Annotated in this window: 21 protein-coding genes; 11 read left to right on the plus strand and 10 right to left on the minus strand. The window is 71.7% G+C overall.

Annotated elements, in window-relative coordinates; translation table 11 throughout:
* Positions 1–12: 12 nt before the first annotated feature.
* The gene (locus MB828_RS36940; protein ID WP_046727211.1) at positions 13–480 is read right to left on the minus strand and encodes a pyridoxamine 5'-phosphate oxidase family protein; all 468 of its coding nucleotides are present in this window, start codon (positions 478–480) and stop codon (positions 13–15) included.
* A gap of 85 nt (positions 481–565) precedes the next feature.
* Here MB828_RS36940 and MB828_RS36945 point away from each other — a divergent pair, with 85 nt between their 5' ends.
* On the plus strand, positions 566–1,213 hold the full coding sequence (locus MB828_RS36945; RefSeq protein WP_301651984.1) for a cysteine hydrolase: 648 nt from the start codon (positions 566–568) through the stop codon (positions 1,211–1,213).
* 3 nt (positions 1,214–1,216) lie between these two features.
* Here MB828_RS36945 and MB828_RS36950 read toward each other — a convergent pair whose 3' ends face one another.
* From MB828_RS36950 to MB828_RS36960, 3 genes are all read right to left on the minus strand, one after another.
* Complete coding sequence (locus MB828_RS36950; protein WP_301651985.1) at positions 1,217–1,711, minus strand: Rieske (2Fe-2S) protein; 495 nt, start codon at positions 1,709–1,711, stop codon at positions 1,217–1,219.
* A 159-nt stretch (positions 1,712–1,870) separates the two neighbouring features.
* Positions 1,871–3,013, minus strand: a complete 1,143-nt coding sequence (locus MB828_RS36955) for an FAD-dependent oxidoreductase (RefSeq protein ID WP_301651986.1) — start codon at positions 3,011–3,013, stop codon at positions 1,871–1,873.
* A gap of 212 nt (positions 3,014–3,225) precedes the next feature.
* Positions 3,226–3,648: a TOBE domain-containing protein gene (locus MB828_RS36960; protein ID WP_301651987.1), complete on the minus strand. Its 423-nt coding sequence runs from the start codon at positions 3,646–3,648 to the stop codon at positions 3,226–3,228.
* A 147-nt stretch (positions 3,649–3,795) separates the two neighbouring features.
* Between MB828_RS36960 and MB828_RS36965 the strand changes: the two genes are divergently transcribed.
* Entirely contained in the window at positions 3,796–4,485 is a 690-nt protein-coding gene (locus tag MB828_RS36965) for a M24 family metallopeptidase (protein ID WP_133024704.1), read from the plus strand.
* A 7-nt stretch (positions 4,486–4,492) separates the two neighbouring features.
* Here MB828_RS36965 and MB828_RS36970 read toward each other — a convergent pair whose 3' ends face one another.
* On the minus strand, positions 4,493–4,855 hold the full coding sequence (locus tag MB828_RS36970; RefSeq protein ID WP_430381487.1) for a winged helix-turn-helix transcriptional regulator: 363 nt from the start codon (positions 4,853–4,855) through the stop codon (positions 4,493–4,495).
* A 219-nt stretch (positions 4,856–5,074) separates the two neighbouring features.
* On the opposite strand from MB828_RS36970, the gene MB828_RS36975 reads away from it, so the two are divergent.
* The 8 genes from MB828_RS36975 (at position 5,075) to MB828_RS37010 (ending at position 12,500) form a co-directional block, all read left to right on the plus strand.
* Positions 5,075–6,115, plus strand: coding sequence for a zinc-binding alcohol dehydrogenase family protein (locus MB828_RS36975; RefSeq protein WP_301651988.1), 1,041 nt, complete (start codon positions 5,075–5,077; stop codon positions 6,113–6,115).
* Positions 6,116–6,256: 141 nt separating this feature from the next.
* Positions 6,257–7,021 (plus strand): HipA family kinase, encoded by a 765-nt coding sequence (locus tag MB828_RS36980; RefSeq protein ID WP_301651989.1) that lies wholly within the window; start codon positions 6,257–6,259, stop codon positions 7,019–7,021.
* A 17-nt stretch (positions 7,022–7,038) separates the two neighbouring features.
* The gene (locus MB828_RS36985) at positions 7,039–7,467 is read left to right on the plus strand and encodes a DUF3037 domain-containing protein (RefSeq protein ID WP_133025182.1); all 429 of its coding nucleotides are present in this window, start codon (positions 7,039–7,041) and stop codon (positions 7,465–7,467) included.
* A gap of 149 nt (positions 7,468–7,616) precedes the next feature.
* A complete protein-coding gene (gene fabG, locus MB828_RS36990) occupies positions 7,617–8,378 on the plus strand; it encodes a 3-oxoacyl-ACP reductase FabG (protein WP_133024707.1) in 762 nt (253 codons plus the stop codon).
* Positions 8,379–8,409: 31 nt separating this feature from the next.
* Positions 8,410–9,171, plus strand: coding sequence for an SDR family oxidoreductase (locus tag MB828_RS36995; protein WP_046727202.1), 762 nt, complete (start codon positions 8,410–8,412; stop codon positions 9,169–9,171).
* Between the two features lie 262 nt (positions 9,172–9,433).
* Positions 9,434–11,011 (plus strand): ABC transporter substrate-binding protein, encoded by a 1,578-nt coding sequence (locus tag MB828_RS37000; protein ID WP_301651990.1) that lies wholly within the window; start codon positions 9,434–9,436, stop codon positions 11,009–11,011.
* A gap of 93 nt (positions 11,012–11,104) precedes the next feature.
* Positions 11,105–11,791 carry a uracil-DNA glycosylase gene (gene ung / locus MB828_RS37005; RefSeq protein ID WP_046727200.1) on the plus strand — a complete coding sequence of 229 codons (687 nt, stop codon included), beginning with the start codon at positions 11,105–11,107 and terminating at the stop codon, positions 11,789–11,791.
* Positions 11,792–11,894: 103 nt separating this feature from the next.
* Positions 11,895–12,500: a hypothetical protein gene (locus MB828_RS37010; RefSeq protein ID WP_301651991.1), complete on the plus strand. Its 606-nt coding sequence runs from the start codon at positions 11,895–11,897 to the stop codon at positions 12,498–12,500.
* 24 nt (positions 12,501–12,524) lie between these two features.
* Here MB828_RS37010 and MB828_RS37015 read toward each other — a convergent pair whose 3' ends face one another.
* Both MB828_RS37015 and MB828_RS37020 read right to left on the minus strand, forming a co-directional pair.
* Positions 12,525–13,004, minus strand: coding sequence for a hypothetical protein (locus MB828_RS37015; RefSeq protein ID WP_301651992.1), 480 nt, complete (start codon positions 13,002–13,004; stop codon positions 12,525–12,527).
* Between the two features lie 112 nt (positions 13,005–13,116).
* Complete coding sequence (locus tag MB828_RS37020) at positions 13,117–13,629, minus strand: DinB family protein (protein ID WP_301651993.1); 513 nt, start codon at positions 13,627–13,629, stop codon at positions 13,117–13,119.
* A gap of 122 nt (positions 13,630–13,751) precedes the next feature.
* Between MB828_RS37020 and MB828_RS37025 the strand changes: the two genes are divergently transcribed.
* Entirely contained in the window at positions 13,752–14,663 is a 912-nt protein-coding gene (locus MB828_RS37025; RefSeq protein ID WP_301651994.1) for a Gfo/Idh/MocA family protein, read from the plus strand.
* On the opposite strand, the gene lnt is transcribed toward MB828_RS37025, so the two are convergent.
* From lnt to MB828_RS37040, 3 genes are all read right to left on the minus strand, one after another.
* Complete coding sequence (gene lnt, locus MB828_RS37030) at positions 14,581–16,155, minus strand: apolipoprotein N-acyltransferase (protein WP_301651995.1); 1,575 nt, start codon at positions 16,153–16,155, stop codon at positions 14,581–14,583. The two genes, MB828_RS37025 and lnt, sit on opposite strands and share 83 nt — an antisense overlap.
* Positions 16,156–16,231: 76 nt before the next feature.
* Positions 16,232–16,735, minus strand: a complete 504-nt coding sequence (locus MB828_RS37035) for a nuclear transport factor 2 family protein (protein WP_301651996.1) — start codon at positions 16,733–16,735, stop codon at positions 16,232–16,234.
* 69 nt (positions 16,736–16,804) lie between these two features.
* Positions 16,805–17,464 (minus strand): hypothetical protein, encoded by a 660-nt coding sequence (locus tag MB828_RS37040; RefSeq protein WP_301651997.1) that lies wholly within the window; start codon positions 17,462–17,464, stop codon positions 16,805–16,807.
* Positions 17,465–17,589: the final 125 nt, after the last annotated feature.

Raw genomic sequence — 17,589 nt, forward strand, 5'->3', positions numbered from 1 at the left:
CCGCCGACAGCCCTACGCCGAGCCGAGCTTGCGGAAGTCCCAGGAGGCGGTCTTCGTCGGCGTCAGCCGGGCCCAGGCGTGCCTGCCGTCGTGCGGCATCTCGTCCAGGCCGAAGTTCTTGCGGGCGAACAGCGTCTCCACGTAGTCGAGTTCGGCGACGAGTTCGCCGGTGCGCGGGACCTCGCCCACGAACTCGACGGACCCTCTGAGCTCGACACCACGCAGACTGTCGTACTCCTCACCGGAGTCGACGACCACCGCCACCCGCGGGTCACGCGTCAGGTCCTTCCAGCGCTGGCTGCGCACCACCGAGTACAGCCACAGTGACGTGCCGTCCCACGCGAACCACAGGGCGCTCACGTGCGGCGCACCGGACGCCGAGACGGTCGCCACCCGGCAGGTGCGCTGGCTGGTGAGGAACTCGTCCAGCTCACCGGGCGTCATCATGATCTTCCGGCCACGGCGCTGCGTGACGGTCATGCGGCCCCCCTCTTCTTCTCTTCTTCCGTTCCCGCGCGATGGCGGTTAGTGTCGCCCGCCCCGCACCAAGGCGGAAGGGGGCGTCATGCCGTCGTCGTACGAACGACTCGCGGAGATCCTCGATCCCGTGAGCACGGTCCTGCTCACCGTCGAATGCCAGCAGGGCGTGGTGGGACCGGACAGCGCGCTGCCCGAACTCGCCCACGAGGCGCGCGCGTCGGGCGCGCTCGCCAACATCGCCCGGCTGGTCGCCGCCGCGCACGACACCGGCGTCCAGGTGATCCACGCGATCGCCGAACGCCGTCCCGACGGCCGGGGCGCGAACCGCAACGCCCGGCTCTTCCGCGCCGCCGAACGGCTGCCGGTCCAGCAGCTCTCCGGTACGGCGGCGGTGCGCGTGGCGCCCCCCATCGAGGTCGCGGAGCAGGATCTCGTCGTACGACGGCTGCACGGCCTGTCACCGATCCAGGGCACCGACGTCGATCCGCTGCTGCGCAACCTCGGCTGCCGCACCCTGGTCGTCACCGGTGTCTCGGCCAACGTGGCCGTGCCCAATGCCGTGTTCGACGCGGTGAACCTGGGCTACACGGCGGTCGTACCGGCCGACGCCATCGCGGGAGTTCCCTCCGAGTACACCCCCGCGATGGTCCGCAACACGCTCGCTCTGGTCGCCACGGTCGCGACCACGGACGAGGTGCTCGGCTGCCTCAAGCGCCCGCGCCGGCGGGTCTGAGCGTCAGGCCAGCGAGATCTGGTCGCCGGCGACCGTGATGTTCGCGGCGGTCAGGCCGGTCGTCGCCGGACCCTGCTTCACGCTGCCGTCCGCGATGGCGAACTTGCTGCCGTGACACGGGCAGACGATCTCGCCGTCGGCCACGCTGGACACCGCGCAGCCCGCGTGCGGGCACTTCGTCGAGAACGCCTTGTAGGTGCCCGACGTCGGCTGGGTGACGACCACGGCCTGGTCCTTGTAGATCGTGCCGCCGCCCTCGGGGATGTCCGAGGTCTTGGCGAGCGCGGTGCCGCCGGCCGCCGCGGTCGAGCCCCCGCCCGTGCCGTTGCTGTCCTGGGTGGTGGAGCCGGCGCCCGTGTTGTTCGTGGTGGTCGAACCCGAGTTGTCGTCGGACGACCCGCAGGCGGTCAGCGCGGCGGCGAGCCCCGCGGCTCCGGCCGCCGCCATGACGGTGCGACGGCCCGGTGCGGCTGAGGGGTTGAGCGGTGCGCTGGTCATGTGAGGGGTTCCCTTCCGCGGAGCTTCTCGTTGATCCGTCCAGGGGTACGGCCTTCGAGCACCACCTGTTCAGACGGCATCCAGATAGTGACCACCCTGGACATGAGCTTCCGGTGAAAGGGCGCTGTCGGTTCACTGTCAGCCTGGGCGCCCCCGGGGTCATTCCTCGGCAAAGGCGGCGAACATCTCGATCAGGGTCCCCGGGGCCCGGTCGTGGAAGAGGACGTCGAGACCCCGTGCCGAGTCGCGGGCGGTGCTCTCGGCGCGCGGGAAGAGGACCGCCTCGTAGGCGGCGAGCGCCGCCTCGGTGTCCCCGGGGTGCGCGACGAGGGCCCTCCCGAGGTCCGCGGCGTCGATCATCGCGAGGTTGGCGCCCTCGCCGGCGAACGGCGACATCAGGTGGGCCGCGTCGCCGAGGAGCGTGACACCGGGGGTGCGCGGCCAGCGGTGCCCGACGGGCAGCGCGTGGATCGGCCGGGGGACCGCGGGACCGTCGGCCTCGGTGATCAGGGCGCGCAGGGCTGGCGCCCAGTCGGCGAACTCCGCCAGCAGGGCGGCCTTGACGGAGTCGGGGTCGGTGACGTCGAGGGCGGCCGGCCATTCCTCCGCCACCCGCAGCGCGGTGTAGACGTGCAGGCTCCCGTCGGTCTCGCGGTGGGCGAGGAAGCCCTTGTGGCCGCCGAGCGCGAAGAACATCCCGCCGCCGATCAGCGCGGCCGCCTCCGGGTGGCGCGCGTCCGCGTCGAGGAGATCGAGTTCGACGAAGGAGATGCCGGTGTAGGAGGGCCGGGCGGCGGAGAGCAGCGGGCGGACCCGGGACCAGGCGCCGTCCGCGCCCACGAGCAGGTCGGTGGTGAGGGCGGTGCCGTCGTCGAGCGTCACACGGTGCCGGCCGGAGCCCAGCGGACGGACCTCGGTGACCTTGCTGTGCCAGCGGACGGTGCCCTCGGGCAGGGACCGGAGCAGGATGTCGCGGAGGTCGCCGCGGTCGATCTCCGGCCGCTCGAACGTACCGGGATCCTCCCGGTCGAGCAGGACGGTGGCGGCCCTGTCGAGGACCCGCACGGCCTCGCCGCCCGGGTGCACCCTGGCGCGGAACTGCTCGTGGAGTCCGGCTGCGTGCAGCGCCTCCTGGCCGCTCTCCCGGTGCAGGTCGAGCATGCCGCCCTGGGAGCGCACGTGCGGGCCCGCCTCCAGGTCGAGGACGACGCTTCCGACGCCGGCCACGTGCAGGACGCGGGCCAGTGTCAGCCCGCCGAGGCCGCCGCCGATGATCACGATCGGGTAGTGGGTGGAGCTCATGGGTGTGCCTGCTTCCCGGGGTGGCTGGGGGTTTCCGAGGACAGGCACGACTGTAACGAACATGTTCGTCGCGAACAAGGTCGTGACGAACATGTTCGTGAACTCCGCTCGACGCACTCGTGCGATGCGCCGGTCCGCTAGCGGACCGGTTCCGGCCCGTCGCCTGACCGTCTGCCTTCCCGGGGGACGGGCTCACACCTCCCGGTCCACGGTCATGCCGTCGCCAGGGACACCTCGGTCGACTTGATCAGCGCCACCACCGGGACGCCGGCCGTCAGGCCGAGATCGGCGACCGCTTCCCTGGTGATCGCCGCGGTGACGTCCTGGCCGCCGTCGACACCGACCCGGACCGTGGCCATCGCCCCGCCCGAGGCGACCTCGCGGACCGTGCCCGGCAGCTGGTTGCGGATGGACACGCCCACCACGGGACCGGTGGCGAGCGCGACCTCGGTGGACTTCACCAAGGCGTGTACCGCCGAGCCCTCGGCGATCCCCAGGTCCTCGACCGCCTCCCGGGTGATCGCGGCGGTGAGGTCCTGGCCGCCGTCGAGGCGCACCTTGACGGTCGCCATCACCTCGCCCGGGGTGACGGCCAGGACGGTGCCGGGGAGCTGGTTGCGGATGCTCAGGCTCATGACGGACAGCCTCACAGACACGGAGAAGGGGGATTTCCTGGTATTTCTTTGCCTTTGTCGCTTTCGTGACTCCTCAAGTTAGCCGGTTCACCGGCAGCTCTTCGTGAGCCCCGGCACGGCTTCCGTTAGGTTCGGTCCATGGCTTCCATGGCTGACGATGAACCCACGCGCGCGGCGCGCCTGCTCGACGCCCAGGCCAAGGCCGCACGGCTGTTCGCGGAGATCGAGGCGCGCGGACTCGTCGCGGCCGGAGAGCAGGAGCGGGCGGTCAGCGACCGGGTCCGTGACCTGGCGAACGAGATGTTCGGCACGACCCGGCACTGGCACAAGCGGATCGTGCGCTCGGGCCCGAACACCCTGCTGCCGTACAAGGAGAACCCGCCGGACCGGGTGATCGGCGCGGACGACATCGTCTTCGCCGACTTCGGGCCGATCTTCGAGGAGTACGAGGCCGACTTCGGCCGCACCTTCGTCCTCGGTGACGACCCGGTCAAGCAGCGGCTGCGCGCCGACCTGCCCGAGGTGTTCGCCGCCGGCCGGCGTTCCTTCGAGGCCGACCCCGGCATCACCGGTGCCGCGCTGTACGCCGAGGTCGCCCGGCTCGCCACCGAGGCGGGCTGGGAGCTGGGCGGCTGGCACGCCGGACACCTGGTCGGGGAGTTCCCGCACGAGAAGATCGACGGCGCGGACGTCGAGTCGTACATCGCCCCCGCCAACGACACCCCGCTGCGCCGCACCGACAAGGCGGGCCGCACCTGCCACTGGATCCTGGAGATCCATCTCGTCGACCGGGAACGGGGCTTCGGCGGCTTCCACGAGGAACTGCTCACCCTCTGAGGGGTGGTCAGTCAGCCGCGGGGAACCGGTCGATGTTCTGCTCCACCCAGGTGCGCAGGTGGGCCAGGGGGCGGCAGGCGTCCTCACCGAGGGGCGTCAGGCTGTACTCGACGCGCGGCGGGACCTCCGGGTAGATCTCGCGGTGGACCAGACCGTGGTCCTCCAGGCGGCGCAGCGTCTGAGTGAGAACCTTGGGGCTGACGCCCTGGAGACGCGCACGCAGCGCGCCGAAGCGCTCCGGCCCGTCCTCCAGGGCGCCCAGGGCGAGCGCGCTCCACTTGTTGGCGAGCAGGTCGAGCATGTCCCGGCACGGGCAGGCCGCCAGATAGACGCTCTTCGGGTCGTCGCAGGTGTCGGCAGTCGTCGGCATGGCCCAATAGTACCCATCGGGAACCAATCTCCCTTGCGGGTAACCACTACCCGTTGCGTACTGTCCCTGACGTGGCCGAAGCCGTTCGGGCGAGCCACCAGGGCGCGTCGGCCCGGTGATTAGGTCCGGGTGCCGGGACCCTTGGTCCGACGCGCGCCCGCACCGCCGACCGCCGTCGCGCGCCCTGATCATCCACCTCCGTCGAAAGGCCGTACCGCCATGACCGCCACGCACGACATCCCCGGGACGATGCCGGCAGTCGCCTACCGCAAGTCGCTGCCCGTCGACCACGCCGACAGCCTGGAGGACGTCACGCTGCCCACCCCCGAGCCGGGCCCCCGCGACCTGCTGGTCCGCGTCGAGGCGATCGCGCTCAACCCGGTGGACTACAAGATCCGGCAGAACGTCGACCCGGGCGGCGAGGCGAAGGTGCTCGGCTGGGACGCCGCCGGAACCGTCGTCGCCGTCGGCGACGAGGTGGAGCTGTTCCAGGTGGGCGACGAGGTGTACTACGCCGGTGCGCTCGACCGCCCCGGCGCCAACTCCCGCTTCCACGCGGTCGACGAGCGGATCGTCGGCCGCAAGCCGGCCACGCTCTCCTTCACCGAGGCCGCCGCGCTGCCGCTGACCGCCCTCACCGCCTGGGAGGGGCTGTTCGAGCGGCTCGGCCTGCGCACGGGGGCGCTGGAGCAGACCGGCGCCCTGCTGATCACCGCGGCCGCGGGCGGGGTCGGCGCCATCGCCTCGCAGCTGGCCCGCAACCTGACCAGCCTCACCGTCATCGGTACCGCGTCGCGGCCCGAGACCACCGCGTACGCGCGCCGGATGGGAGTGCACCACGTGGTCGACCACCGCAGCCCGCTGGGCCCGCAGTTGGCGGCGGTGGCGCCGAACGGCGTCGACTTCGTCTTCAGCACCACGGGCACCGACCGGAACCTGGGCGCGTACGCCGAGGCCCTCAACCCGTTCGGCCACATCGTCGCCATCGACGACTTCGAGGCCCTGCCCATCGGGGTGCTCAAGGCCAAGAGCATCTCCTTCCACTGGGAGTTCATGTACACGCGGTCGATGTTCCGCACCGCCGACCAGGCCATGCAGCACCACATCCTCACGCAGGTCGCCCGCCTCGTCGACGCCGGTGTCCTCGCCACCACGGCCACCCGGGACCTCGGCCGGATCGACGCGGCCAACCTCCGCGAGGCCCACCGGCTCCAGGAGAGCGGATCCGCGATCGGCAAGACCACCCTCACCGGGTTCTGAGGGACCGAAAGGCCTCGCTCCCGCACTCGGGCGTTCCCCGGCATGATCACCCTCGGTTACTATGCTCACTTCGAGCCGGAGGCGCGCCCTTCGCGGGCCGGCCACGGATTGCACGCCTGAAGAGACGGGTGGCCTGGGAAAATGCTGAAAGCGGTCACCGCGACCCGCTACATCACACCCCTGCGCGAGGGCGGTTCGCTGCCAGGACTCGTCGAGGCCGACGACTTCGGGACGTACGTCATGAAGTTCACCGGTGCCGGGCAGGGGCGCAAGACGCTGGTCGCCGAGGTCGTCTGCGGGGAACTCGCCCGCCGGCTCGGGTTCCGGATGCCCCGGCTCGTCACCGTCGAACTCGACCCCGTGCTGGGGCTCGGCGAACCCGAGCAGCAGGTGCAGGACCTGCTGCGGGGCAGCGGCGGCAGCAACCTCGGCATGGACTTCCTCTCCGGTGCCCTCGGTTTCGACCCGCTCGCCTTCGCGGTGAGCCCCGAGGAGGCCGGCCGGATCGTCTGGTTCGACGCGCTGGTCAACAACGTCGACCGCTCCTGGCGCAACCCCAACCTCCTGGTGCACCACGGCGATCTGTGGCTCATCGACCACGGCGCCACCATGATCTGGCAGCACAACTGGCCGTCGGCCGAGACCTCCGCGGCCCGCCCGTACGACGCCTCGGACCACGCCCTCGGCGGCTTCGCCCCCGATGTCCGCGCCGCCGCGGCGGACTTGGCGCCGCTCGTCACCGAGGAACTGCTCGCCGAGGTCACCGCCGAGGTCCCGGACGTCTGGCTGACCGCCGAACCCGGCTTCGAGACGCCCGACGACCTGCGGCGCACCTACGCCCGGCCGCTGCTCGCCCGGGCCGCCGGCATCCACGAGCGCATCACTGGCATCGAGGGGGCCAAGTGAGCGAGACCCACATCCACATGGCCGGACACGTGGCCGAGCGTCACATCACCCGGGCCGGCCAGGGCGGTGGCCGGGATGTCTTCGAGTACGCGCTGCTGCGGGTCGTCCCCCGCGTGGAGCGCGGCGAGTGCATCAACGCCGGGGTGATCGTGTACTGCCGGGCCAAGGCCTACGTCGGTGCCCGTACCCACCTCGACGAGGCCCGGCTGCTGGCCCTCGACCCGGCCGCGGACGTGGCCGGGGTGCGGGCCGCGCTCGGGGCGGTGGAGGGTGTCTGCGCGGGCGGCGACGCGGCGGGACACGCGGCCGGCGACGACCCCGGGCGCCGGTTCCGCTGGCTCGTCGCACCCCGTTCGACGATCGTCCAGCCCGGCCCGGTGCACACCGGGCTGACCCTGGACGCCGCCGCCGAGCCGGACCGGTTGCTGGACCTCCTGGTGAGGTAATGGATCACACCGCGCGGTGTGACGTTGACACCGCGTGCCAGGGCTTCTAGCGTCACGTCTGTCGAAGGTACTAAGCGGTCGCTCACCGCGGCGGGGCGCCACCAGCGGGCTCCGCGACCAGGTTCTCTCAAGGGCGAGGAGAAACAGCAATGTCCAGCACTGAGCAGCGGGTGGCCGTCGTCACCGGTGCCGCACGCGGGATCGGCGCCGCCACCGCCGTACGACTGGCCGCCGAAGGTCGCGCGGTCGCCGTGATCGACCTCGACGAGGCCGCCTGCAAGGACACCGTCGAGAAGATCACCGCCGCTGGCGGCAGGGCGATCGCGGTCGGCGCCGACGTCTCCGACGAGGCCCAGGTCGCCGCGGCGATCGCCCGGGTCGCCGAGGAGCTCGGCGCCCCGACCATCCTGGTCAACAACGCCGGTGTGCTCCGCGACAACCTGCTGTTCAAGATGTCCGCGTCCGACTGGGACACCGTCCTGAACGTGCACCTGCGCGGCTCCTTCCTGATGGCCAAGGCCGTCCAGCAGCACATGGTCGAGGCCGGCTGGGGCCGGATCGTCAACCTGTCCTCCTCCTCGGCGCTCGGCAACCGCGGCCAGGCCAACTACTCCGCCGCCAAGGCCGGTCTCCAGGGCTTCACCAAGACCCTCGCCATCGAGCTCGGCAAGTTCGGCATCACCGCGAACGCCGTCGCCCCCGGGTTCATCGCCACCGAGATGACCAAGGCCACCGCCGACCGCGTGAAGATGGGCTTCGAGGAGTTCAAGGCGGCCGCCGCCACCCAGATCCCGGTGCAGCGCGTCGGCGAGCCCGAGGACATCGCCAACGCCATCGCCTTCTTCACGAACGAGGCGGCCGGCTTCGTCTCCGGCCAGGTGCTGTACGTGGCCGGCGGACCGCTCGACTAGAAGCACACCGGGGAACCTGGGGAACACTGACATGACTGAACTGCCTGAACTCTCCGGCAAGGTGGCGATCGTCACCGGCGCGAGCCGTGGCATCGGCTACGGCGTCGCCGAGGCGCTGCTCGCCCGCGGCGACCGCGTCGCCATCACCGGCCGCAACGAGGACGCCCTCAAGGAGGCCGTCGAGACCCTCGGCTCCGAGCGGGTCATCGGCATCGCCGGCAAGGCACACGACCTGGCCCACCAGAGCGAGGTCGTCGACCGCACCATGGAGGCCTTCGGCCGCGTCGACCACCTGGTCAACAACGCCGGTACCAACCCGGTGTTCGGCCCGATCGCCGACGTCGACCTGGACGTCGCCCGCAAGGTGTTCGAGACCAACGTGGTCTCGGCCCTCGGCTTCGCCCAGAAGACCTGGCACGCCTGGCAGAAGGACAACGGCGGTGCCATCGTCAACATCGCGTCCGTCGCCGGGCTCTCGGCCTCGCCGTTCATCGGGGCGTACGGCATCAGCAAGGCCGCGATGATCAACCTGACCCAGCAGCTGGCGCACGAGTTCGCGCCGGGCGTCAGGGTCAACGCGATCGCCCCCGCGGTCGTCAAGACCAAGTTCGCGCAGGCCCTGTACGAGGGCCGGGAGGCCGAGGCCGCCGCGGGCTACCCGCTCAAGCGGCTCGGCGTGCCCTCCGACATCGGCGGCGCCGCCGCGTTCCTCACCTCGGAGCAGTCGGACTGGATCACCGGCCAGACGCTCGTCGTCGACGGCGGCATCTTCCTCAACGCCGGCATGGCCTGACACCTGACGCCTTCTCAGCCCGGCGGTCCGGGCGGACCCTCCGGTCCGCCCGGACCGCCGGGCGTCGTCTTCGTCACAGACATTTCGTCACGGGAACGACCGATGTGACGCCCGGACAGCCGTACGGGATCCGTACGTCGGAATGACAACGTCGTCATAGCACACTCGATCAACGCCCGTGTTTCCGGGGTGGTTCAGGGCGCGCAACGCTGCGGTATGGTCTGCCGCCGACCCCTGGTACGGCGGATCGAGGAGCGAGCGCGTGTTCAACCGGAACCGAGGGCTGCGAAGAGTCGCCGCGGCCGCGTCCCTGTCCCTGGTCGCCGGGTGCGGTGTCTTCTCCAGCAGCGGCGCGGGCGGCGGCGGGCCGATCGTCGTCGGTACGACCAGCGCTCCCAGCACGCTCGACCCGGCCGGATCGTGGGACGGTTCCTGGGAGCTCTTCAGGAACGTCTACCAGACGCTGCTCGCCTACCCCGACGGCGCCACCACCCCGCAGCCCGACGCCGCCCGGAGCTGCGGCTTCACGGACTCCGGCAGCCGTACCTACCGCTGTGAGCTGCGCTCGGGCATGAAGTTCGCGGACGGCGACACCCTCGACGCCGACGCCGTCAAGTACTCCATCGACCGGATCCGGACCATCAACGCGCCCAGCGGTCCGGCCGGACTGCTCGGCAGCCTCGACCGGGTGCAGACGGTCGGCGACCGCGAGGTGGTCTTCCACCTCAACAAGCCCGACGCCACCTTCCCGTTCGTGCTCGCCACCCCCGCCATGTCCATCGTCGACCCCGACGACTACCCCGCGCACTCCCTGCGCAAGGAGAAGACGGTGCACGGCTCCGGGCCGTACGCCCTCGAGTCGTACGAGGAGGGCAAGCGGGCCGAGCTGGTCCGCAACGACAACTACCAGGGCTTCGCCGACCGCCAGAACGACGCCGTGACCATCCGCTACTTCCAGGACTCGGCCACCATGGTCAAGGCCCTGCGGGCCGGGGACATCGACGTCACCTACCGCGGTCTCGCCGCCTCCGACATCGTCGCCCTCCAGGCGCACCGCTCCACCGACCTGCAACTGGTCGACGGCACCGGCATGGACATCAGCTACCTGGTCTTCAACCCCAAGGACCCGTGGGCGAAGATACCGGCCGTGCGCAAGGCCGTCGCCCAGGTCGTGGACCGCGCCGCGATCGCGCACACCGTCTACAAGGACACCGTCGACCCGCTGTACTCCATGGTCCCCGCCGGGCTGACCGGCCACACCACCGGCTTCTTCGACGACTTCGGCGACCCCAGCACCTCCAAGGCGCGCAAGATCCTCGCCGACGCCGGGATCACCCAGAAGGTCCCGCTCACCCTCTGGTACACCACCGACCGCTACGGCTCCGAGACCGCCAGCATGTTCCAGGAGCTCAAGCAGCAGCTGGACGACTCCGGACTGTTCACCATCACGCTCAGGAGCCGTCCGTGGAAGACCTATGTCGTCGGCTACCAGAAGGGCGAGTACCCGGTGTTCGGGCGCGGCTGGTTCCCGGACTTCCCGGACGCCGACAACTTCATCGCCCCATTCGTCGGACAGCAGAACGCCCTCGGCACGCCTTACCCGTCCCCGGTGATCACCGGCAGGCTGCTGCCCCGGACGCGCGGGGAGAGCGACCGGGCGGAGGGGGTCAAGGACTTCGAGGAGGCCCAGCAGATCCTCGTCAACGACGCCCGGCTGATCCCGCTGTGGCAGGGCCGGCAGTACGTGGCGGCGAGCGACGACATCTCCGGTGGCGAACGCGCGCTCGACCCGTCGACGATCATGATGATGTGGGAGCTGCACCGCAAGACCAGCTGGTGAATTCCCCGGGCGGCACCGGTTGTCAGTGGTCGCCTGTAGGTTCTTGGGCATCGGCAGGAACCGCAAGTGACCGCAATTCGTGAGGACGTCGACGTGACCGACATCGCCATGCTGCCCCAGTCCTGGCACGGGGTTCTGGGTGACGAGCTGCAGCAGCCCTACTTCAAGGAGCTGACCGAGTTCGTCGAGGAGGAGCGGGCGAAGGGCCCCGTCTACCCGCCGCGCGAGGAGGTCTTCGCCGCGCTGGACGCGACGCCGTACGACCAGGTCAAGGTGCTGATCCTCGGCCAGGACCCCTACCACGGCGAGGGCCAGGGCCACGGCCTGTGCTTCTCCGTCCGCCCCGGCGTGCGCACCCCGCCGTCGCTGCGGAACATCTACAAGGAGATGAAGGAGGAGCTGGGCTGGGAGGCGACACCGGACAACGGCTACCTGATGCCGTGGGCCCGGCAGGGCGTCCTGCTGCTCAACGCGGTGCTCACGGTCCGTGCCGGTGAGGCCAACTCGCACAAGAACAAGGGCTGGGAGAAGTTCACGGACGCGGTGATCCGCGCGGTCGCCGACCGGCCCGACCCGGCGGTCTTCGTCCTCTGGGGCGGCTACGCCCAGAAGAAGCTCCGGCTGATCGACGAGAGCCGCCACGTCGTGATCCAGGGCGCGCACCCGTCCCCGCTGTCCGCGAAGAAGTTCTTCGGCTCCCGCCCGTTCACCCAGATCAACGAGGCGGTCGCGGCCCAGGGCCACGAGGCGATCGACTGGCACATCCCGAACCTGGGCTGACGGCGCCGGTGGGGGACACGGCGGGCCGCGTGCCGATGAGCCGGGGGAAGCCGCCAGGGGCGGTTAGCGTCGACGCAGACGATCGAGACGTGCGGAGGCCGCGGTGACGGACCGACAGGAGCAGACGGCACCGGACGCCGTGCTCACGCGGATCGGGCAGGTCGTGATGCTGCACCACGCCGGTGACCGTGAGGAGGCCCGCGGGCGCCTGCTCGACCTGTGGGCGGAGGTCGGCGAACACGGCGACCCGCTGCACCGCTGCACCCTGGCCCACTACCTGGCTGACACCCAGGACGATCCGGCCGACGAACTCGCCTGGGACCTGCGGGCGTTGTCCGCGGCGGACGAGGCGAGGGACGCGAGCGAGGACAGGCAGGTCAGGGGGCCGGGCGAGTCAGAGGCGGCGGGGCCCACGGGGGCGGCGCAGGAGGGGGACGGCGCCGGGGACGGGGGCCGGCCCGCGGGGGTCCGCGGTTTCTACCCGTCCCTGCACCTCAACCTCGCCGCCGACTACGTCAAGCTCGGCCGTACCGAAGCCGCCCGCACCCATCTGCGCCGGGCCCGCGGCGCCGCCACCGCCCTCGGTGACGACGGTTACGGCAACGGGGTCCGGGCCGCGATCAGCCGGCTGGCCCTGCGACTCGGCGAAGAGGGGGACGACGGCCCGGACGGCGAACGCTGGGGACCACCGAGACAACGGCCCAGCTGACGGCCCGGCCGGAAGCCCGCCGCCTCAGTGGCCGTACGTCTGCTCGCAGATCCGCGCCTGCGGGCTGTCCGCGCGCCAGCCGCCGTACTGCTTGCCGAGGGCGCATACGTCCGGGGCCTTCGGCACGGGTGGGGCGTCGGGCACGTCGGCCCCTGAACTCCGCGTCCGGTGCGGGAGCGGATGGGCACGGGGTTGCGGATGCGCGGAGCCGGCGGTGCGCGGGGGCGGTGGCAGGTGCGTGGGTGGCGCGGGCGGGGTGTGCGGGGCGCCGGACGTGCGGCGGTCGGGGGGCCGGGCCGGACCGACCATCTCCAGCGCCTCCTTGGCCGGTGCCTGCACCACCTTGGGGTCGGCGCTGCCGTCCGGGCGGGGCGCCGACGGCTGCGAGGGCGCCGTACCCGGCGGCGGGCCGGGCGCCGCCGGACGCTGGACCGTCACACAGCCGGACAGCGCCGAGACGGTCACGGTGACCAGGAGCGCTGCGGTCGTCGTCGTTCGATGCACCCGCGCAACTCTGCTGGCTCGGCGCGGGCGTTGACACCGCCGACGGGAGTTCGGTGCCCCGCACGGGTGATCTCGTGCCCCGTACGGGGGACGGGTGACCGCGAGGCTGACGTCAGTCGCCGGTCGCGCCGTCGATCCGCTCCCGGATCAGGTCGGCGTGACCGTTGTGCCGGGCGTACTCCTCGATCATGTGGGTGTGGATCCAGCGCAGGCTGATCCGCTTCCCGGTGCGGCGGTGCACGCCCTTGGAGAGGTCGTCCAGGCCGAAGTCGGCCGCGATGGCACGCGCGGCCTCGATCTCGGCCTGCCAGATCGCGTACGTCTCCTGCCAGGTGTCCGCCTCGGTGACGTGGAACTCGCCGTCCGGGTCCTCGTCGCTCCAGTACAGCGGCGGTGCCTCCGCCCCGGCGAGCACCCGGCTGTACCAGGACCGCTCCACATCGGCCATGTGCCGCACCAGCCCCAGCAGGGACAGCGGGGACGGCTCCACGGAGGCGGTCCTGAGCTGGGCGTCGGTCAGCCCCTCGCACTTCACCGCGAGGGTGCCCCGGTGGAACTCCAGCCAGTCCTCCAGCATGGTGCGTTCGTCGGCGTCGGTCTCGGGCAAACGGCGTTCGGTCGTCATACCCGGCATCCTCGCCGAGCACCGCCCTGTCCCACCACGGATTATCGGCCCGTATGCTTCCGCACAGGCATCCGGACGGACACGGGTGCGGACATGCGTAGGCAACCGCCAGGGGAGCGTCAGTGAAGGTCGGCTGCATCGGACTGGGCGACATCGCGCAGAAGGCGTATCTGCCGGTGCTGGGCACGCGGCCGGGGCTCGAACTCCACCTCCAGACCCGCACCCCCGCGACCCTCGACCGGGTCGCCGACACCCTCCGCCTGCCCGCCGGCCACCGGCACACGACCCTCGACGACCTCCTCGCCCAGGATCTCGACGCCGCCTTCGTGCACGCGCCGACGGGCGCCCACCCCGAGATCGTCACCCGGCTCCTGGAAGCGGGCGTACCGACATACGTCGACAAGCCGCTGGCGTACCGGCTCGCCGACTCCGAACGGCTCGTGACGCTCGCCGAGGAACGGGACGTGTCGCTGTTCGTCGGCTTCAACCGGCGGTACGCGCCGGGCTACGTCCAGTGCTCCGACCACCCGCGCGAGCTGATCCTGATGCAGAAGAACCGCATCGGGCTGCCCGAGGAACCCCGCACGATGATCCTCGACGACTTCATCCACGTCGTGGACACCCTGCGCTTCCTCGCCCCCGGACCCGTCGACGACGTCACCGTCCGCGCGCGGGTCGTCGAGGGACTGCTGCACCACGTCGTCCTCCAGCTCGCCGGGGACGGCTTCACCGCGCTCGGGGTGATGAACCGGCTCAGCGGATCGGCGGAGGAGGTCCTGGAGGTCTCGGGGCAGGACACCAAGCGCCAGGTCGTCAACCTCGCCGAGGTGATCGACCACAAGGGACAGCCGACGGTCCGGCGGCGCGGCGACTGGGTGCCGGTCGCCCGGCAGCGCGGCATCGAGCAGGCCGTGTTCGCCTTCCTCGACGCCGTCCGCGCCGGGAAGGTGCTCAGCGCCCGGGACGCACTGGCGACTCACGAACTCTGCGAGCAGGTGGTACGAGAGGTTCGGCGGCGCCCCGGCGCAGCCTGACCGTCCGCGCCCCCTCGCCCAGGCAGAACCCGGCCAGCACCAGCAGCGCGCCGTCCACGGCCCAGTCGCCGAACCGCACGAACGGCGTGACGCCATGGGCGACCGGCACCTCGTAGACCCGGGCCTCGCTCGCGTCCGTGCCCAGCCAGGGGCCCAGCCGCGCGCCGTCCGGCCCGTACACGGCGGACACGCCGGTCAGCGTGGCGTGGATCATCGTGCGGCCGGTCTCGGCGGCGCGCAGGGCACCCAGCGAGGCGTGCTGCTCGGGCGCCCAGCTGTGCTGGAACGAGGAGGTCGAGGACTGGCCGATCAGCACCTCGGCGCCGTCCCGTGCGAGATGCCGGCTCATGTCGGGGAACGCCGTCTCGAAGCAGACCATCGGGCCGACCCGCAGTCCGTGGCCGACGTTCATCACCACCTGCTCGGTGCCGCGCCGCCGGTCCTCGCCGGCGGCCTTGCCCACCGACGTGGCCCAGCCGAGCAGCGAACGGGCCGGTATGTACTCGCCGAAGGGGACCAGCCGCATCTTGTCGTACCGCTCGCCCGTCGGGCCGTCGGCGCCCACCAGGAGGGAGCTCTTGTAGATGCCGGGCCGGTCGGAGCGCCGGGCGTCCACGTTCACCAGGATGTCCGCGCCGGTCCCCCGGGACAGGGCGGCGATCCGGCGTGCCAGGTCGGGCCGGTCGCCGAGGTCGAAACCGACGCTGCTCTCGCCCCACACGATCAGGTCGGGGTGCCGCCCCGCCAGCTGCCGGGTCAGCTGCTCCTCGCGGTCGAAGCGCCGGTCGCCGCTGTCGGAGCCGTCGACGACGCCCGGTTGGACGACGGCGATCCGGACGTGCCCGTCGACGTCCGGGCGTGGTGACCACACCCAGGCGGCGGAGGTCGCGGCGGCCGTGGCCACCAGCGAGGCGACCGCGGGCATCCGGGCCTCGCGGACCGAGACGAGCACCGCGACGGCCACGTTCACGGCCACCACCAGGAAGCTCAGCAGCCACACCCCGCCCACGGAGGCCAGCCGCAGCGCCGGTGTCACCTGCCACTGGGTCGCCCCGAGCATGCCCCACGGCCCGCCCAGCCCCTGCCAGGAGCGCACCAGCTCCACCATCAGCCAGCCCGACGGCAGGACCAGCACCGCGGCCGCGGCCCGCCCCGGTGACGGCACCCCGCCCAGCAGCCGGCGCGTCAGCCAGCCCCAGGGCGCCCAGAAAACGCTCAGCAGGCCGGCTATCAGGAAGATGAAGACGTGCAGACTCGGCAGCAGCCAGTGGTGCACGGCCACCATGAACCCGAAGCCGCCGCACCAGCCGTCGTACGCCGCCCGCCGTGCGGTCGGCGCCGAGCGGGCCAGCAGCAGCCACGGGACCAGCGCGACATAGGCGAACCACCACAGTGCCGGCGCCGGGAAGGCCAGCACGGGCAGGGCGCCCGCGAGCGCTCCGACGCAGGAACGCCGCCACGGGGAGGTGAGCCAGCGTTCTACGGTCCTCATGCGTCGCCTCCTGCCTGCGGGTCCTTCCAGTGTGCGGGACCCGCCGGGATCTCCGACAGGGGGCACGGGCGCGGGCTCAGCCGGGCACGGCCGCCGCGCGCGGGTCGGGCAGCCTGCGCCAGCGCTCCTCGACGACCACTGTCCGCAGCCGCCAGCCCTCCTCGGTGCGCAGCGACGCGAACGAGTACCGGCCGCCGCACACGAAGTCCGGGGCGGTGGAGGCACCGGCACCGTCGCCGTCGGCGCCGGCGCCGGCGAACCGCATCGGGTTGACGTAGTCGGCCTGGACGTGGGCGGTGTCGCCGGTGTCGTGCTCCAGCAGGCCGAAGCGGATCCGGCGGTTGACGATCAGATGCTGCCGCATCGAGAAGAGGGCCAGGTTCTCCGCGAGCCATCCGGCCACCTGTCCCGCGCCCCCCTCGATGCCGCCGGCGGAACGGTAGTCGGCCCGCCCGTCCGTGGTGAACAGTCCCCGGTACGCGGCCCAGTCCCCGTCGTCGACGGCCACCGCGTACTCGGTGACCAACTCGTCGAGGGCAAGCCGGTCCATCACGGTCGCGAGCTCCACACGCTGCGTCATCGGCTCAGTGTTGGGCACCCGACCGGCACAGCCAAGGGGTACGCGGATTTTCGGCGATGTTCGTACCGGTCACTCGGAGTCCGTCACCTTGCCCAGCTTGGCCAGCTGGGCCCTGATGACCGCCTCCGGCACGACGGCCGGCTCCGCGGCCGCCTGTCCCTCGGGACGGTTGAAGGTGGTGAACATGGCGACCGTCGCTCCCTGACGGACCGCCACCACCGCGTAGGGCACCCGTACGGGCTCCTCGCCGGCGCCGCCCGCCAGCTGGGTGAGGCGCAGGGACACGGACTCGTCGCCGTAGCCGGGGTCGGACCGGACCTCGACCCCGTCGTAGTCGAAGTCCACCAGGACGTCCTTGAAGGTTTCGCACTGTTCGGCGGCCGTCCGCAGCGCGTCGATCACCCGCTCGGCGTCCCCGGAGCCGTGCGACGAGAGGGTCAGGTGCGCGCTGGGTCCGTGCTCCTTCGGGGAGATGATCCGGGCGGTGCGCGCGGTCGCCGCGAAACCACTGCTGCCCCCGACCGCCTGCATGGCGGGCGCGCACGCGGAGGGCTCCGCCGTCTTGCGGGACGCGGAGGTGGACGCCAGGTCCCGCTGCACCTCGTAGCCGTCGAGATCGGTGCCCGTGACCGTGGCCCGCTCCAGGTCCGCCTTGCTCAGCGGCTCGGCGTCGGCACCGGACGTCCCGGTCGCCCCGGCTCCGCAGGCCGCGAGCGTCAACGAGGTCATGAGCATGGCAATCGTGCTGACGGTACGTGATCGGCGATCCACTGTTTCCCCACCCGTGTGTCCTTGAACCCGGGCCCCCTGCCCCGGCTCGAAGCCTCGGGCAGCAGCGTAGTTCGCGCGCCCGG

Origin of the sequence: Streptomyces arenae, assembly GCF_022343545.1 — a bacterium.
Taxonomy (GTDB): domain Bacteria; phylum Actinomycetota; class Actinomycetes; order Streptomycetales; family Streptomycetaceae; genus Streptomyces; species Streptomyces humi.

What these genes read in the sequence shown, in the direction of transcription:
- MB828_RS36970 (WP_430381487.1), bottom strand. Translation starts at nt 4,855, where the DNA reads ATGCCGACGACTGCCGACACCTGCGACGACCCGAAGAGCGTCTATCTG.
- MB828_RS36965 (WP_133024704.1), top strand. Translation starts at nt 3,796, where the DNA reads ATGGCTGACGATGAACCCACGCGCGCGGCGCGCCTGCTCGACGCCCAG.
- MB828_RS36945 (WP_301651984.1), top strand. Translation starts at nt 566, where the DNA reads ATGCCGTCGTCGTACGAACGACTCGCGGAGATCCTCGATCCCGTGAGC.
- MB828_RS36950 (WP_301651985.1), bottom strand. Translation starts at nt 1,711, where the DNA reads ATGACCAGCGCACCGCTCAACCCCTCAGCCGCACCGGGCCGTCGCACC.
- MB828_RS37040 (WP_301651997.1), bottom strand. Translation starts at nt 17,464, where the DNA reads ATGACCTCGTTGACGCTCGCGGCCTGCGGAGCCGGGGCGACCGGGACG.
- MB828_RS37020 (WP_301651993.1), bottom strand. Translation starts at nt 13,629, where the DNA reads ATGACGACCGAACGCCGTTTGCCCGAGACCGACGCCGACGAACGCACC.
- MB828_RS36980 (WP_301651989.1), top strand. Translation starts at nt 6,257, where the DNA reads ATGCTGAAAGCGGTCACCGCGACCCGCTACATCACACCCCTGCGCGAG.
- lnt (WP_301651995.1), bottom strand. Translation starts at nt 16,155, where the DNA reads ATGAGGACCGTAGAACGCTGGCTCACCTCCCCGTGGCGGCGTTCCTGC.
- MB828_RS36955 (WP_301651986.1), bottom strand. Translation starts at nt 3,013, where the DNA reads ATGAGCTCCACCCACTACCCGATCGTGATCATCGGCGGCGGCCTCGGC.
- MB828_RS37035 (WP_301651996.1), bottom strand. Translation starts at nt 16,735, where the DNA reads ATGACGCAGCGTGTGGAGCTCGCGACCGTGATGGACCGGCTTGCCCTC.
- MB828_RS36985 (WP_133025182.1), top strand. Translation starts at nt 7,039, where the DNA reads ATGGCCGGACACGTGGCCGAGCGTCACATCACCCGGGCCGGCCAGGGC.
- MB828_RS36940 (WP_046727211.1), bottom strand. Translation starts at nt 480, where the DNA reads ATGACCGTCACGCAGCGCCGTGGCCGGAAGATCATGATGACGCCCGGT.
- MB828_RS36995 (WP_046727202.1), top strand. Translation starts at nt 8,410, where the DNA reads ATGACTGAACTGCCTGAACTCTCCGGCAAGGTGGCGATCGTCACCGGC.
- MB828_RS36975 (WP_301651988.1), top strand. Translation starts at nt 5,075, where the DNA reads ATGACCGCCACGCACGACATCCCCGGGACGATGCCGGCAGTCGCCTAC.
- fabG (WP_133024707.1), top strand. Translation starts at nt 7,617, where the DNA reads ATGTCCAGCACTGAGCAGCGGGTGGCCGTCGTCACCGGTGCCGCACGC.
- MB828_RS36960 (WP_301651987.1), bottom strand. Translation starts at nt 3,648, where the DNA reads ATGAGCCTGAGCATCCGCAACCAGCTCCCCGGCACCGTCCTGGCCGTC.